General features: G+C 41.5%; 12 protein-coding genes. 3 read left to right on the top strand and 9 right to left on the bottom strand.

Annotation, left to right across the window (positions count from 1 at the left end):
• Nucleotides 1–66 precede the first annotated feature (66 nt).
• The gene (locus FRX45_RS03840) at nucleotides 67–576 is read right to left on the bottom strand and encodes an Lrp/AsnC family transcriptional regulator (RefSeq protein ID WP_152267089.1); all 510 of its coding nucleotides are present in this window, start codon (nucleotides 574–576) and stop codon (nucleotides 67–69) included.
• A 156-nt stretch (nucleotides 577–732) separates the two neighbouring features.
• On the opposite strand from FRX45_RS03840, the gene ahcY reads away from it, so the two are divergent.
• On the top strand, nucleotides 733–2058 hold the full coding sequence (gene ahcY, locus FRX45_RS03835; protein ID WP_152267088.1) for an adenosylhomocysteinase: 1326 nt from the start codon (nucleotides 733–735) through the stop codon (nucleotides 2056–2058).
• Nucleotides 2059–2310: 252 nt separating this feature from the next.
• Here ahcY and ytxJ read toward each other — a convergent pair whose 3' ends face one another.
• From ytxJ to FRX45_RS03795, 8 genes are all read right to left on the bottom strand, one after another.
• Nucleotides 2311–2646 carry a bacillithiol system redox-active protein YtxJ gene (ytxJ, locus tag FRX45_RS03830; RefSeq protein WP_152267087.1) on the bottom strand — a complete coding sequence of 112 codons (336 nt, stop codon included), beginning with the start codon at nucleotides 2644–2646 and terminating at the stop codon, nucleotides 2311–2313.
• Nucleotides 2647–2830: 184 nt separating this feature from the next.
• The gene (locus FRX45_RS03825) at nucleotides 2831–3019 is read right to left on the bottom strand and encodes a hypothetical protein (RefSeq protein WP_152267086.1); all 189 of its coding nucleotides are present in this window, start codon (nucleotides 3017–3019) and stop codon (nucleotides 2831–2833) included.
• A 207-nt stretch (nucleotides 3020–3226) separates the two neighbouring features.
• Nucleotides 3227–4903, bottom strand: a complete 1677-nt coding sequence (locus FRX45_RS03820; RefSeq protein WP_152267085.1) for a RagB/SusD family nutrient uptake outer membrane protein — start codon at nucleotides 4901–4903, stop codon at nucleotides 3227–3229.
• Nucleotides 4904–4917: 14 nt separating this feature from the next.
• Nucleotides 4918–7902: a SusC/RagA family TonB-linked outer membrane protein gene (locus FRX45_RS03815; RefSeq protein ID WP_152267084.1), complete on the bottom strand. Its 2985-nt coding sequence runs from the start codon at nucleotides 7900–7902 to the stop codon at nucleotides 4918–4920.
• A 373-nt stretch (nucleotides 7903–8275) separates the two neighbouring features.
• Entirely contained in the window at nucleotides 8276–9085 is an 810-nt protein-coding gene (locus FRX45_RS03810; RefSeq protein ID WP_152267083.1) for an N-acetylmuramic acid 6-phosphate etherase, read from the bottom strand.
• 228 nt (nucleotides 9086–9313) lie between these two features.
• Nucleotides 9314–11818: a DNA gyrase/topoisomerase IV subunit A gene (locus tag FRX45_RS03805; RefSeq protein WP_152267082.1), complete on the bottom strand. Its 2505-nt coding sequence runs from the start codon at nucleotides 11816–11818 to the stop codon at nucleotides 9314–9316.
• A gap of 35 nt (nucleotides 11819–11853) precedes the next feature.
• The gene (locus FRX45_RS03800) at nucleotides 11854–12687 is read right to left on the bottom strand and encodes a DUF1835 domain-containing protein (protein ID WP_152267081.1); all 834 of its coding nucleotides are present in this window, start codon (nucleotides 12685–12687) and stop codon (nucleotides 11854–11856) included.
• Between the two features lie 59 nt (nucleotides 12688–12746).
• Entirely contained in the window at nucleotides 12747–14645 is a 1899-nt protein-coding gene (locus FRX45_RS03795) for a toprim domain-containing protein (protein ID WP_152267080.1), read from the bottom strand.
• 351 nt (nucleotides 14646–14996) lie between these two features.
• Here FRX45_RS03795 and FRX45_RS03790 point away from each other — a divergent pair, with 351 nt between their 5' ends.
• Nucleotides 14997–15314: a peptidase associated/transthyretin-like domain-containing protein gene (locus tag FRX45_RS03790; protein WP_152267079.1), complete on the top strand. Its 318-nt coding sequence runs from the start codon at nucleotides 14997–14999 to the stop codon at nucleotides 15312–15314.
• A gap of 416 nt (nucleotides 15315–15730) precedes the next feature.
• Nucleotides 15731–16111 carry a Dabb family protein gene (locus tag FRX45_RS03785; protein WP_152267078.1) on the top strand — a complete coding sequence of 127 codons (381 nt, stop codon included), beginning with the start codon at nucleotides 15731–15733 and terminating at the stop codon, nucleotides 16109–16111.
• Nucleotides 16112–16115: the final 4 nt, after the last annotated feature.

The raw sequence follows: 16115 nt of genomic DNA, 5'->3' as shown, positions 1-16115 counted from the left end.
ATCAACTGCTATGAGGTGCCCGTTATTGCCACTTCTCACTACTCACCACTGACCACTCACCACTGACTACTCACCCTGATACACCAATTGGTGGGTTTGCTTAATGATGCCCATCACAAAAACACTTTGAACATGTCCTATATTCTCGGCCTCGCTTAATTTGTTTACATGAAAATCATAATAAGCATCCATATTTTCTACCATTACTTTAAGCATAAAATCAAAATCGCCTGAAATATTATAACATTCCACCACTTCCCGCATATCCTGTATGGCTCTGATAAACCTCCCACCCGCCATTTTATTGTGTTGTTTGAGCGACACATAACAAATCACTATCAGCCCTCTTTTTATTTTGGTATGGTCAAGCAAAGTAGCATACTGGCGGATCACCCCGGCCTCTTCCATCCTTTTAATCCTTTCATGCACCGGCGTTGTGCTCAGGTGTATGGCATCAGATATTTCCCTCACCGTTATCCTGGCATTTTGCTGCAACAAACCAAGTATAGCAACATCTTTATCATCTAACACCGGAAGCTGTATAGCCGGTTTTTCTTTTTGCTGTGTCTTTTTCATACCTGACTATATAAATATCCTTTAAAATTAAAAAAAACATGGTTTTCCCCCAAATATAACCGTCTCTGTAAAATTATATTCTATAAGCGTAGTTTTGCAGCATTAACTATTGCGTGAGCGAAAAACATATTTGTACATCTATTAAATCATTTACACATGTCAGCAGTTTCCAAATCCATTGATTTTTCATTGCCCAATAAGGTAAAAGATATTAGTCTTGCCGCATGGGGCCGTAAAGAAATAAAATTGGCCGAAGCAGAAATGCCGGGGCTTATGGCTATTCGTGAAGAATACCGTGCGCAGCAACCTTTAAAAGGAGCCCGCATAGCAGGTTGCCTGCACATGACCATTCAAACAGCCGTATTAATTGAAACGCTGATTGAACTGGGTGCGGAAGTAAAATGGAGTTCCTGTAACATTTTTTCTACCCAGGATCATGCCGCAGCCGCTATAGCAGCAGCAGGCGTTGGAGTGTACGCATGGAAAGGACAAACCAATGAAGAAGCAGAATGGTGCATTGAACAAACTTTATTCTTCGGAAGCGCCGACCGTCCTTTGAATATGATATTAGACGATGGTGGCGACCTCACCAATATTGTTTTTGATAAATATCCTGAACTCATCCAGCACGTGAAGGGATTGAGTGAAGAAACCACAACAGGCGTTCACCGTTTATATGAAAGAATGCAGAAAGGCACATTACCCGTTCCCTGCATAAATGTAAACGACTCTGTTACCAAGTCGAAATTTGATAACAAGTACGGATGTAAAGAAAGCCTGGTAGATGCTATACGCCGCGCCACAGATGTAATGCTGGCGGGTAAAGTAGCCGTTGTAGGTGGTTATGGCGATGTGGGCAAGGGTTCCGCTGCATCATTATCGGGTGCGGGTTGCCGTGTGATCGTTACAGAAATTGATCCGATCTGTGCTTTGCAGGCTGCTATGGACGGCTATGAAGTAAAGAAAATGATTGATGCAGTTAAAGAAGCCGATATCATTGTTACAGCCAGCGGTTGCCGCGACCTGATAACAGGCGATCATTTTAAGCTGATGAAAGACAAAGCCATTGTTTGTAATATAGGCCATTTTGATATTGAAATTGACGTGGCCTGGCTGAATAAAAATTATGGCAGCACCAAAGACACCATTAAACCACAGGTTGATCTTTATACGATAGACGGCAAAGACATTATATTACTGGCAGAAGGCCGCCTGGTAAATCTGGGCTGCGCTACCGGGCATCCCAGCTTTGTAATGAGCAATTCATTCAGCAACCAAACCCTGGCGCAGATTGAACTCTGGACCAATTATAAAAATTACGAGAACAAAGTATATGTGCTTCCCAAGCGCTTAGATGAAAAAGTTGCCCGTTTGCACCTGAAAAAAATTGGTGTTGTACTGGAAGAGCTTACAACAACCCAGGCTGAATATCTCGGCATTCCAAAAGAAGGACCTTTCAAACCGGAACTGTACAGGTATTAGGGAGGAGGTGTGAGGTATGGGGTGTGAGGTATCAGGCATGAGATATGGGTATCGGGTGTGAGGTATAAGGTACTTCCACCTGATATCTAAATCTGATAACTACAAATCAGAGATCCGAAAGGCTGTCCGCCCGAGCGAAATTTCAACTATAAATCACAAACTATAAATTCGAAGCGGAAAAGGAGCACTCAGCCTGTAGTTAGTAGTACTCACTGACTGATAGCTGATACCCGATAGCTCATACCCCCTTTATCAGGCACGCATGCTTTGTGCTGCTATTTCTTCCATATAAATGGCGCCATGACTTTGATGATAGATGCATTCACCGTTTTGAATAAGCAGTACCTGGGGCGATTCATGGCTCACCCCAAAACTTTGTGCAATTTTATCGGACAGGGAACGATATGCGATCAGGTCAAGAAAATAAAAATCCATACCAGACGGAGCAGCCGCTCTTTCCAACCTGCTCTTAATAAGTGAGCTGGTTCCGCAACGGGTAGAATGTTTATAAATGAGCTGTGGCTTTTCTTGTGATTTTCCGACCAATTCCTCCAATTGATTTTCATTAATGAGTTTCTGCCAGTCCATAATTATTTGATTTGAAATTTATTGCTTTTCTTTTTCATGCCCGCCTGTCCGTGTGCCTGTAGGGGAACGAATCATTGGGGGGCAGATAAAATGCGAAAAAGAGAAATGCAAAGATAAGCTCCGGAGCAGTTGCCAAAAACTATAAACAACAAACCATAAACTATAGACTTTTTGCAACCATTCCCTATCCATTCTTTTTTTGCCCGGGCTTTTTGTTCTTATGCGTCTTTGGGTTATGCGTCGTATCATCTCCTTTAAATTCCTGTTCCTCTCCTTCCCTGCTATCCAGGTCATCCTTGTTTTCCGGACGATTTTTATTGGTATTAAACTGCGTATTGTGTTTCGCCGTTTGCTGATCTTTTATCTTTTTCATATAGCTGTGTTTTAAACTGATATAAATAAAATACCGTACCAAATTCCGTCATTGGCTTTAGCAGATACTTACAGCTATCGGAGATCATTATATTTTTATATTATGGGGCAATTGCTCTACAGAAGATGTGTAAAATAAAAAATCCGGAGACTAAATCTGTGTTGCAAATTTTAATCTCCGGACTGGAACAAGCATCTGCTATACAACTCAATAACCCGGGTTCTGCACTAAGTAATCAGGCAGGTTAGATGCTCCGTCTATTGCGTTTTGCGGGATAGGGAAAATGCGTTTCTGAGGATCGGAATTGTTTTTTTCCGTCCATGTACCTTCATATTTTCCGAAACGGATCATATCGGTGCGGCGAACGTTTTCCCAATACAGCTCAAATCCTCTTTCCCGGTATAATAAATCTAAGTTCATTTCTGTTAATGCAGGCGGAACCACTCTTGCTGTTCTGGCAGCACGTATGGTATTCACGTCTGCCAGTGCTTCTGTTTCGCCCCCACCCTTTCTTAACCGGGCTTCGGCACGCATCAGGTAAATATCAGCAAGGCGTAAGATCACAATATCATGCTCTCCAAAATTTCTACCACTTACAGAACCACGGCTAAACTCATATTTTTCAACCCGGTAGCCATTGTTGTAATTGCTTCCAGCTACTGTAAAATCTATGTTTTCGGTAAAAAACACCGGTAAATCCGGACGATTACGGGTATTGTTATACAGCTTACCCACTTTCATATCTCCGTTAGGACATGTTTCAAATACCCCTCCCGTTCTTATCAGTCCATACTGCTGTCCCCTTAAAATACCGCGGTCAATGTAAAAATCGTCTCCCGCGATGCAGGTTGTCGTAGTATCAAGATTCCTCTTAAAAAACCTGCCATCCATTTCCGCGGGGTCATCGGGTGCATAGGCCTGCGCCCAGGTTTCATAAAAGTCGGAGGTAATGCCCGGACCATCTGTACCATTTGCACCGGGGTAAGCAGCCAGGGGGAACTGATCGCCGGAAAGAGAAAAATACGCCATGCGGTTGTGGCCATTGAGATCTGCCCTTTGATCTATGGCAAAAATCAATTCTTTATTGGTGTGATTGGCATCGCCAAATATCTCAAAGTATTCGGGCGACAGTTCAAATTTCCCTGAATTAATAATCTGGTCACAGTATTGAATCACTTTATCCATATCGTCACCTGTAAAATTAAATGACCCGTAGATATCCCTGTAAACCGCAGCCTGTAAATGTAACCTTGCCAGTAATCCCCATACGGCTGCTTTTGTAATTCTGCCGGGGCCGGTATCATCACGAACGATGGGTTCAATAGCCAGCAGTTCAGATTTAATGTATTCTACTGCATCGTTACCTCTTAAAATAACCGAATTTATCTTAGGGTCATCTTTAACGAATGCTACTCCGAATAAATCGAGACACAACAGGTTATAATAGGCCCGCATGCCTCTTGCTTCCGCTAAAAACAATTGTGCATTGGGATCGGTACTGGTGGGTAAAGTATTAATAGCCAGTATAGCACGCGAAATTCCAAGGGTGATATTGTTCCATACATTCCTTACATTAGGATCGCTACTGGTCGTTTCATGTTTGTGTAGCGAAATATAGATGCCGTTATCTCCCCAGTCTGTACCGCCCCTGTAGGGTAAAATAGCCTGATCAGTAGAAATTTGCTGCAAAGCAAAGTATTGTGTGTGTTGAAACAGCCCGGGTAAAACCGCATAAACCGGTGCAATCAGCCCTTCTGTTACCTCTTTATCGGTAGCGCCGGTACTGGAAGTTTCATCCAGCACCTGTTCTTCCAACTTACTGCAACTGCCCGAAACAACAGCAATCGTATAAATGGAAAGTATATAAAATAGCTTCTTAATCATATACAATCAAATTTTTAGAATGATAGATTTAAACCGAAAATAACCGTGCGTGCTTTGGGATAATTAAGATAATCAATCCCATACGACACCGCCCTGTCAATTGACCTGTCGCTATTAATCTCGGGATCAAAACCATCGTACTTCGTAATTACAAAAAGGTTCTGAGCGGTTACATACAGCCGCAGGTTGGTTATCCATTTTTGTACACCCAGGCGGTCTGTATTAAAGTTATAAGCCAGAGACATGTTGTTGAGCCTCAAATAACCGCCATCTTTCAAATAACGGGTACTCACGCCTGCGGCATTGTTAATAGACTCTTCCGGGTATTGTACCGCTTCGGCTGTGGTATTGTTGTTTTTAGCAATTTTCGTTTTGTAAAAATTGGCGGTAGCGGTGTTGTCATATATTTTATTGCCACTCACGCCATTAAAATTCACTACAAAATCGAATCCTTTATAAGAAAGATTACCAAAGAAGTTATATAGTGTTTTTGGCACTGCAGAACCAGCTATGATCCTGTCTTTGGGGGTAATGATCCCGTCTTTATCCGTATCCGTATACTTACTCAGCCCATCTGCATCAATCCCAATAAAGTCTAAGAGGTAGAAGGAGCCGATCGGGTTACCATTGATATACCCGTTCAGAGTAGCACTTGTTAATCCGGAACCGGTAGCTGAACCGGAGAAAATAACCTGGTAAGGTGATCCCGTTACATTGTTTTTCATGAAAGTAGCATTACCGCCAATGCCAAAGCTCAGGTCATTAGTAATTCTTTTGCGATACTCCAGGTCAATTTCAATACCGGTATTCCTGATTTTCATGCCAGGGATATTCGCGAAAGTGGTTCCGGCGGGTTGTACGGGATCCTGTGGTGGAATAGATAAAAGTATATTGTCAGTAATTTTATCAAACCAGTCTATTGAACCATTCAATGCACCATTAAACAAACCAAACTCTAAACCGATATTGGTTTGTTGAGTAGATTCCCATTGCAGGTCAGGATTTGCAAAGCGTGCGAAGAATGTACCTGGCGGGTAAGCGCCGGTTGGATATAAAGGATAACTGGCACCCGATGTTACTTCAGTTCTAAAGTATGCCTGTGTTGATTTGGGCTCAATTTCCTGGTTACCCGTCATACCCCAGCCGCCTCTTAGTTTCAGGGCGCTGAAAGCAGAATTAGCCATGAATTCTTCTTCCTTTATATTCCATCCCAATGAGAAGGAAGGGAAATAGCCGTATTTGTTGTTCTCTCCAAACTTGGTAGATCCGTCCATCCTGAAACTTGCTGTTAACAGGTACCTGTTGTCGAACGCGTAATTAATACGGGCAAAATAAGATTGCAACTCATCAATATTAGCGTTTCCAGTGGGCCTGTTATTGGCCATGGTCAGTTCCTGGCCTATGCCCGGATTGTAGATGGGGTCGAGGTCATTAAGCGGTAGCTTGTTAATGCTGGAGCTGCGATATTGATACATAATGTTCTGGTAAGAATGGCCTGCCAATGCAGAAAAAGTATGTTTATCAATATCGGTTGTATAGGTAAGATAATTTTCAATCAACCTGTTTCTCAACTGTATGCTCTGTGTTTCAAACCTGCCGTCGCGCTGCGGTACCGCGTTGGCAAAATTAACGATGTCGCGGGTTGTGGTAGTATTGTCAATACCAAAATTCAATTTATAGGTAAGCCCTTTTATAATTCGTAATGTTGGCGAAATGTTTCCCAGCACACGGTTTACCGAAGCAATGTCTTTGTAGAGATCCAGTTCCACCAGCGGGTTGCTTGCATTTTCGAATTTAGCGGGATTCCCGTCTGCATCACGTGCCGGTAAAGTGGGGTTATTAGAAATGGCACTTCCTAATAAACCGTCAATCGGAGGACGCCGGTTGTTGGTATTTGTGGCTGTAAGATTTACATCAACAGACAAGCGATCGTCCCAGAATTTTTGTGTGGCATTAAAACGACCGGTATACCGTTTCATGTTACTGCCTTTTAAAATACCGGTTTGGTTTTGGGCGTTTAGCGAGGCATAATATACCAGCTTATCAGCACCACCACTGAGCGTTAAATTGTTTTCATAAGTGTGGCCGGTTCTGAAAATTTCATCCTGCCAGTCGGTTGATGAGCCAAAATCTTCCAGGTCGCCGCCTACGCCCACTACCTGCTTTTTAAATTCATCGGTTGAAAACACCGGGAGTTTGCGGGCAACTTTTGAGATACCGGCGCTGGTGGTAAAATTTAACACGGATGTTCCAGCCCTGCCTCTTTTTGTTGTAATGATGATTACACCGTTGGCTCCACGCGAGCCGTAAATAGCGGTAGCAGACGCATCCTTTAATACATCCATGGATGCGATGTCCTGCGGGTTCAGAAAGTTTAACGCGTCACCCGTGCCGGTACCGGCATTATCCAAAGGAACGCCATCTACTACAAACAGCGGCGAGCTGCTGTTTCTAACACTGGCAGCCCCACGGATTACAATATTTACCGGGGCGCCGGGTTCGCCACTGGACGAGGTGATATTTACACCCGCTACTTTTCCCTGCAATAATTGTTGCGGGTTATTTACAATACCCCGGTTGAACGACTCGGCTTTAACCGATTTTACAGCACCGGTTACATCTTTTTTGCGCTGCGTACCATACCCTACCACTACCACATCTTCAAGGCTTTGAGCAGCTACTTTTAACACAACAGGCAGTTGCAGCCCCGCATCGCCTACAGTACCGGTAAGCGTTTCAGTGCTATAACCTACATAACTTACTGTAAAAGTATAGCGTCCATTTGCAAGCCCTGAAAAAGCAAACACACCTTCCTCATTGGAGGTAACTGTTGTTTTTGATTTATTAGAAGAATTCTCTGCTGTAACAGAAGCACCTGCAACTGCTTCTCCGGTTTCGGTTTTAACAGTACCTGAAACAGGTTTGTTAGCTTCCTGGGCAGAAAGACATAGAGAAAATGGTAATAAGAATACCATTAGCCATAGCAATCGTTGTCTCATGAGCTTAGATAATTTTGGTTATAATATACTATACGAAGTAAACATAATACTGTTTTTTAACTTAAACACGTACCAATGTTGTGCAAACGTTTGAAATTTTTTCCGCTATACTTATGGTATTTATCTTTTATCGCTTACACTCAGACAAATTGCAGCAGGGAAACGATGCATGGGAGTGGGGAGCGGTGAGTAGTAAATAGTGAGTGAACAGCAGGTACAAGTTACAGGGTACAAGATACAAGGAGGATTTGAGCTTATAACCTGAAACCTGCAACCTGAAACCTGCAACATGTAACCTGAAACATGTAACCTGCAACATGTAACCTGCAACATGTAACCTGAAACATGTAACCTGAAACATGAAACCTGAAACCTATCCGCCAAGCGCATCCATAGCTTTCTTTACACTGCCATGTTTGAGTAAAACGGTTTTTGCATCGTTATAATCAGTAAGCCCTGCTTTTTCCATCAAGATTTTTACGGCCCGGTCGGTGATCTTATCATTGATCAGCAATACATTTACCATGCTATTGTCTTCTACTCTTCCCAATCGTATCATAGTGGTGGTACTGATCATATCAAAGATCATTTTTTGCGCCGTACCGCATTTCATACGGGTGCTTCCTGTAACAAATTCAGGACCTGTAATTACCTCCACGGGTAGTTTTGCCATCGCCGCAATAGGTGTTTCGGGGTTGCTGACAATACAACCAGCTGTTATATTATGAGATTTACATTGCTGTAAAGCAGACAGCACAAATGGTGTTGTTCCGCTTGCCGAAATTCCCACAACAATATCTTTATCAGAAATATTATATTCTTTTAGTGCATTCCATCCCGCCTCAGTGTCGTCTTCTTTTTCTTCAGGTGCCTCAATTAGATGTTCCACCCCTCCCGCCAGTACTACGTTTACCACACCCCCGGGTATGCCATAGGTTGTAGGCAACTCAATGGCATCTAATACAGAAAGACGGCCGCCACTGCCCGCCCCAACATAAAACATTCTCCCGCCTGCCTTCAGCTTATCAACAATAGCTGTAATGAGCTTATTGATTTGCGGCAATGCTTTTTCTATCGCCAGCGCTACTTTTTTATCCTCAGTATTAATATTAGCCGTAAGTTCTTCCACGGTCATTTTTTCCAGGCGCCTGTACAAAGAGGGCTGTTCTGTAATTCGTATCATAATGGTATTAAGTTAATCAAACTATATCTGTATGTTATCGTGAGCGGTGCGAGGATAAAGGTGAACAGACAATGGGCAATAGTGAATTTCGCCTCTCACCATTCATCACGTCTCACCTATCAACTTTGACATAACAGTAGTGTATAAGCAGGTTTCAAATTTAATATACCGTTCATTTTCCAGAGAAATTAAATGGTAACAGATACCCATTGGCCATATGGCAGTTTATTAAAACAGCTCAGGCTGCTGGTTATCCTCTGGTTTCTTTTTCTCCCAATCCATTTCCACAGTTTTAGAATAATCCGCCAGTTTAGCGCCTACGGCTTTCCAGCCCATCACCTCAACTACTTTATTCACTTTAATTTTAGCTTTCCTGATCTGGGCGCCCCTGCCGCTCTGCATTACCAGTACCGGCGTTTCATCGGTAGTAACCGTTTGCAACTGGTTTCCTTCACCTTCTTTTATAAAGAAAAATTTATTGCGCAATGTAGTGGTCTCAATTTTAAACCTTTTAATATTGAATTGCAATTTCTCCTTATCAAGGTATACTGCCGTGATTATTTTTTCCGGATCGAACTTTTCAATCAGCAATACTTTTTCCCCGTCAATGCGCTGGCTGAGCTCCGTGTCGGAAATTTCATAGTTGCCGTTACTGTAAATGATCAATAAACGGTCTTCGCTGTCGAACATGCCCAGGAACGAACCTTTCCCCTCTGTATTCAGCCGGCCAAAATTATTATCAAACCATAGCTTTCTGCCACTTAATGTAGAGCGGCCGGCTTCCTTGAACTTCACAGATTTAACCGGATATTTTGTTACCTGGTTACCCATGCTGCCCCGGCCTTTGATCTCTAATTCTTCAAAATAAAATTCAAGTTCTTTATTACGGGCGCTTGAAGAAGGACTGAGTACAATTTTAACAGCTTCTGCTTCGCCATTGGGATTAACCGAAAAATAGTGTACTTTACTTTTGTCTGACCCTTTGGTCAGATCGTATTCTTTATCGCGGGTAACGCTTGTAACGTTAAACCGTTTGGCATAACTGATCCCCGTTTTTCCATCCGCGTAAATCATATTATAAGTAGTGCGTTCATCATTTTTTTTAAAAACGGCAACATGCAGAATATCTTTGCCAATAAACACTTTATCCGCAGCTTTCACCACCTTCATTTTACCGGCTTTTGTAAAGGCTATAATATCATCTAAGTCCGAACAATCATCCACAAATTCATCCTTCTTCAACCCGGTGCCTATAAATCCTTCTGAACGGTTTACATACAATTTGGCATTGGCAATAGCCACCTGCTTGGCCTGTATGGATTCAAATAGTTTGATCTCTGTTTTGCGTTCCCTGCCCTTACCGTATTTTTTCAACAGGTTATCATAGTAGGCTACAGCAAAGTCTACAAGATTCTCCAGGTCGTATTTTACCTGCTTGATCTCTTTATCAATATTTCCAATCTGTGCATTCAGTTCATCTATATCCAGCTTATAGATCCTGCGTACAGGCTTCTCCGTTAGTTTAACAATGTCTTCTTTGGATATTTCCTTTTTCAATTGTTTTTTAAAAGGACCAAATGCCTTGTCAATAGCCATTAATACCTTTTCCCAGGTTTCATGCTTCTTCTCTAATTCTTTATATATTTTTTCTTCAAAGAATATTTTTTCAAGGGAAGTATAATGCCATTTGTCCTGTAATTCTGCCAGCTTAATTTCCAGTTCTTTTTTCAGCAGATCTTTCGTTAATTCGGCTGATGAACGCAGCAGGTCGTGCACTGTTATGAAACGTGGCTTTTGTTCAGCGATCACGCAGGCATTGGGCGAAATGCTTACCTCGCAATCGGTAAAAGCATACAATGCATCAATAGTAATATCGGTAGAGATGCCGGGAGCCAGGTCAACAAGTACCTCCACGTTGGCGGCGGTATTATCGGTAACTTTTTTTATTTTAATTTTCCCCTGGTCATTTGCCTTAACAATGGAATCCATCAGTTGCGCGGTAGTTACGCCGTAAGGCACATCGCGTATGACCAGCGTTTTTTTATCCAATTCCTCAATATGTGCACGCACTTTTACCTTTCCCCCACGTTTGCCTTCATTATAATGGGTTACATCAATCATTCCCCCGGTTTGAAAATCGGGGAATAATTCAAATTTTTTACCACGCAAATGTTTAATAGCCGCTTCAATGATCTCGCAAAAATTATGGGGTAATATCTTGGTAGATAACCCAACCGCTATTCCTTCCGCTCCCTGAGCCAGCAACAAAGGGAACTTCATAGGGAGTGTTACCGGTTCATTTTTTCTCCCATCGTAGCTCAGTTGCCATTCAGTAGTTTTAGCGTTAAACGCCACTTCCAGTGCGAATTTGCTTAACCTCGCTTCAATATAGCGGGACGCAGCGGCATCATCGCCCGTGCGCACATCGCCCCAGTTGCCCTGCGTTTCAATGAGCAGGTCTTTTTGTCCCATATTCACAAGCGCATCGCCAATAGAAGCATCTCCATGCGGATGGTATTGCATGGACTGCCCGATAATATTGGCTACTTTATTAAAACGGCCGTCATCCATTTCCTTCATAGCATGAAGGATGCGTCGTTGCACAGGCTTTAACCCGTCTTCAATTGCCGGAACAGCTCTTTCCAGGATAACATAAGAAGCATAATCGAGGAACCATGTTTTATACTGCCCGTGAATTCCTGATTCATTTCCTAAAAAATTGTCTTTACTCATATAAATAATTCCACAACTTTTAAATTAATTTCATCCTATCCATTTACCCGCTCTGTTACACCGGCTTTGCTTTTGATCTCAAAATCTTTCATATTCTTCAATTCGCCCTGTATATCATATTCCCCGCCGGCTATCATTAATTTCAGTCTCCATAACATATAGGCATCGCCGGTAGTATGTTTGTTTTTAGATAAAAACTGGCCAATGATCTTACCTGCCTTCTGCCAATCCTTTGTAATATAGCGTTTCAGATCAGCGTCATAAAAGTCATAATCGTACTGAACTAATTTTTTACCGCCTTCTAATATCCGTACCCCTTTATTTTCCTCACTCAACCTGGTCCATTCATCCGGATCTACCTCAAACTCGCTTAATGTAATCGGCCGGGCTAATTTTTTTGCTTTTAAAAATTCTTTCGGGGGGATGGTATGCAGCCAGGAAGGATAAAAAATATTTCCTTTTTCATTGATAAAGGGAAGGTTATTCAAATAAAGTATGAACACCCGCCCCTGGAATTCTTTTACATAATGAAGCAGCCAGTAATAACCGCTCACATCATGCTTGTTCTGTGCCGCCCAAATCCATAGTGTTTCTTCCGGATTGCGGCGCAATTCACCCACCATTTCGGCTATGGTTTTATAATCATCCACGGAGCCATCGCCTGCTTTTCCATCATAATCGCCGCCTGCCAGCACCTGTGCCCACCAGGCTTTGCGTGCACCTATTCCTTCCCCAACATATAAATTAGCCAAAGGGCCAACAGCATAATCATCTTTTATCTGTATCACTTTACCCTGGAGGGCTTTGTCCAGTTCAATGGCTTTGTTCAAAACCAATGTATCTGCTTCATTAAAAACAATATGTATCATGTAACAACTTTAAAATCAGAAAAATAAAATTCCAGATCAGAACGATGGCCCAATGTTTACTACACTTTTATTTCTTCTGCAATGTCTATCTCCACACGTAAATTATCAATAATAAATTCCTGCCTGTCCTGGGTGTTTTTGCCCATATAATATTCCAGCAATTGCTGCAGGTGCGTTTCGGGCATCACCATTACCGGTTGCTTACGCATATCAGAACTGATGAATCTTACAAACTCATCCGGTGAAATTTCACCCAACCCTTTAAACCTGGTGATCTCTGGTTTGGCGCCTAATTTTTTAATAGCAGCCTGTTTTTCGCCTTCATCGTAACAATAAATCGTTTGCTGTTTATTGCGCACCCTGAACAGGGGTGTTTCAAGAATATACACATGCCCGTTCTTTACCAGGTCCGGAAAAAATTGCAAAAAGAAAGTAAGCAGCAGCAACCGGATATGCATACCATCTACATCGGCATCTGTTGCCACCACTATATTATTATATCTCAATCCTTCAATGCCCTCTTCAATATTTAATGCGTGCTGCAGCAAGTTGAATTCCTCATTTTCGTAAACTACCTTTTTAGTGAGCCCATAACAGTTTAATGGTTTACCCCTAAGGCTAAATACTGCCTGTGTTTCCACATTGCGGGCTTTGGTAATAGAACCACTCGCCGAATCGCCTTCTGTAATAAAAATAGTGCTCTCCAACCGGCGTTCATGAAAGGCTTCCTTACTCTTGCTGTTCGGAGGATCATCATTAAAATGGATACGGCAATCGCGTAGCTTGCGGTTGTGCAAATTGGCTTTTTTTGCTCTTTCGTTCGCTAATTTTTTAATGCCGGCCAATTCTTTTCGCTCTCTTTCACTTTGTTCTATCCGTTTCTTTAAAGCTTCGGCAATAGCCGGATTTTTATGCAGAAAATTATCCAGTTCCTTAGAAAGAAATTCATGTACAAAATTCTTCATGCTAATGCCGCCTTCCTGCATGTACTGGGAACCCAGCTTGGTTTTGGTTTGGCTCTCAAATACCGGCTCCACCACTCTCACCGCCACCGCAACCACAATGCTTTGCCGGATATCGGTAAAATCATAGTCCTTTTTATAAAAATCTCTTATCACTTTTACAAAGGCTTCGCGAAAAGCCTGTTGATGCGTTCCGCCCTGCGTGGTATACTGGCCATTTACAAAACTGAATATCTCTTCCCCGTAATCATTATTGTGTGTAATTGCCAGCTCAATATCCTCACCTTTGAGATGTATGATTGGATAGCGGATCTCATCTTCGTTGGTTTTGCGTTGCAGCAGATCAAGCAATCCATTTTTGCTAACGTATTTTTTTCCGTTAAATGTTATTATCAACCCTGCATTGAGATAGCAGTAATTCCATAACAGGTTATCAATATATTCCGGCTGAAAATGAAAATTACGGAATACCGTATCATCAGGTATAAAGGTTACCAGGGTTCCATTCGTTTCATCCGTTTTTGCTTCTTTATATTCTTTAATTAATATACCTCTTTCGAACTCCGCGGTTTTCTGCTTACTTTCTCTTACTGCCATAACCTTAAAATAGCTGCTCAATGCATTTACCGCTTTGGTACCTACGCCGTTCAATCCAACGGATTTCTGAAAAGCTTTACTGTCGTATTTGGCGCCGGTGTTTATTTTGCTTACCACATCCACCACTTTGCCTAAAGGTATACCTCTGCCAAAATCGCGAACCGTTACTGTTTTACCTTCAACCACAATATCCACCTGCCTCCCATATCCCATCATATGCTCGTCAATACAATTATCAAGCACTTCTTTAAGCAATACATAGATACCATCATCTGGACTGCTCCCATCTCCTAATTTTCCGATATACATTCCCGGGCGCAAACGAATATGTTCGCGCCAGTCTAATGATTTGATTGAATCTTCCGTGTAGTCAAACAGGTTTTGTTTCGCTTCAGCCATATATTATTTCTATTGTTCAACGTGGTTTAAAATGACAAGGTATACTAATTATTTTAGTATTTGCAGAACGCCGCAAATATAATAAAACGAAATCAGAGACGGTAAGCAGAATATGCACTCCCTGTGTATAAGCCATCCGATGCAATGGCTTATCAAATTATTTTTATTCAATTTTCAAAAACAAAAACACCGGAAGTTTGCCTGTCACCAATCCTGTTAAAACATTTTAACAAGAGCCGTTTTATTTTTTGGCATAGTAGTTGTCTTAAGTAGCATATCCCTCCTGATTTACTTTCCCTGGAATAACAGATAAAGTTGTAACCAATTACATAATCAATAAATTCCAGAATTATGAAAAAAGCAAGGCTCACATTGGCAGCATTAAGTATAGTTGCCGCAGGATTATTCGCATTTAATGTGATTACCAATGGTTCAGTAAAAGGTACAGTAAACCCACCAGATGCTGCGGTTAGAGCATGGGCCATTTCAGGCACCGACACGCTCAAAGCTGATATTGCAAACGGCGCATTTGAAATAACTGATGCCAAACCGGGAACATACAAAGTAATCATTGAAGCTAACGCCCCTTACAAAAATGCATCTAAAGATGGTGTAGAAGTAAAAGAAGGCGAAGCAACAGACTTAGGCGAAATTAAACTAGAACAATAGCAGAACACTAATTTCATTGTAATGAATTAGTAGTCTATGCTAAACACAATACAAAAGCGATATGTTAAATCATATCGCTTTTGTGCTTTTATACCTCTGTTCTCCTTAGCTGTAAGCGCATGCTTACGTCAAATGTGGGGGGTGATACTTCAACTATAAAAACATTGGTTTATTATTATTTATAATACAATCACTCCAGGATACCCGGCCAGGGCTTATCATTTTTCAATTGTTCTTATAAAAAATTTTCTTATATCTGTTTTATCCCTTTATTTCCTTTTTTACATACCAATACACTTTAAAAAATTAAAGGAAAATGTTCTATAAAATGGATGAAAGGAAGAAAATGTAATCTATAGATTATATTTGACCAGTATTTAAAACAACTATTGAATACGGTATTTAAAACAGATCAAATGAAAAATGTAATCGCTATTATCGCTACCTGCATTATTGCAGCAACAATTATTTCAGGAACAAATAAAGAACAGAAAATGCTCAGACACGTCGTTGTATTTAAATTTAAAGATGATGCCAGCCCCGAAGATGTAAAAAAAGTAGAAAATGCATTCAGGGCATTGCCTTCAAAAATCAAAGAAATTAAAGGGTTTGAGTGGGGAACCAACAACAGTCCTGAAAACCTGGCGCAGGGATTTACACATTGTTTTTTCCTGAGCTTTAAAAGTGAAGCAGACAGGGCTGCATATCTTCCTCATCCCGCTCATAAAGCGTTTGGCGATGTTCTAAAGCCTTACTTAGATAAGGTTTTGGTGATAGATTACTGGACAAAGGATTAAACAG

This window comes from Agriterribacter humi (assembly GCF_009192765.1).
Lineage (GTDB): Bacteria > Bacteroidota > Bacteroidia > Chitinophagales > Chitinophagaceae > Agriterribacter > Agriterribacter humi.
The sequence above is the reverse complement of the archived record's forward strand: the minus strand, read 5'-3'. Positions and strand labels throughout refer to the sequence as shown.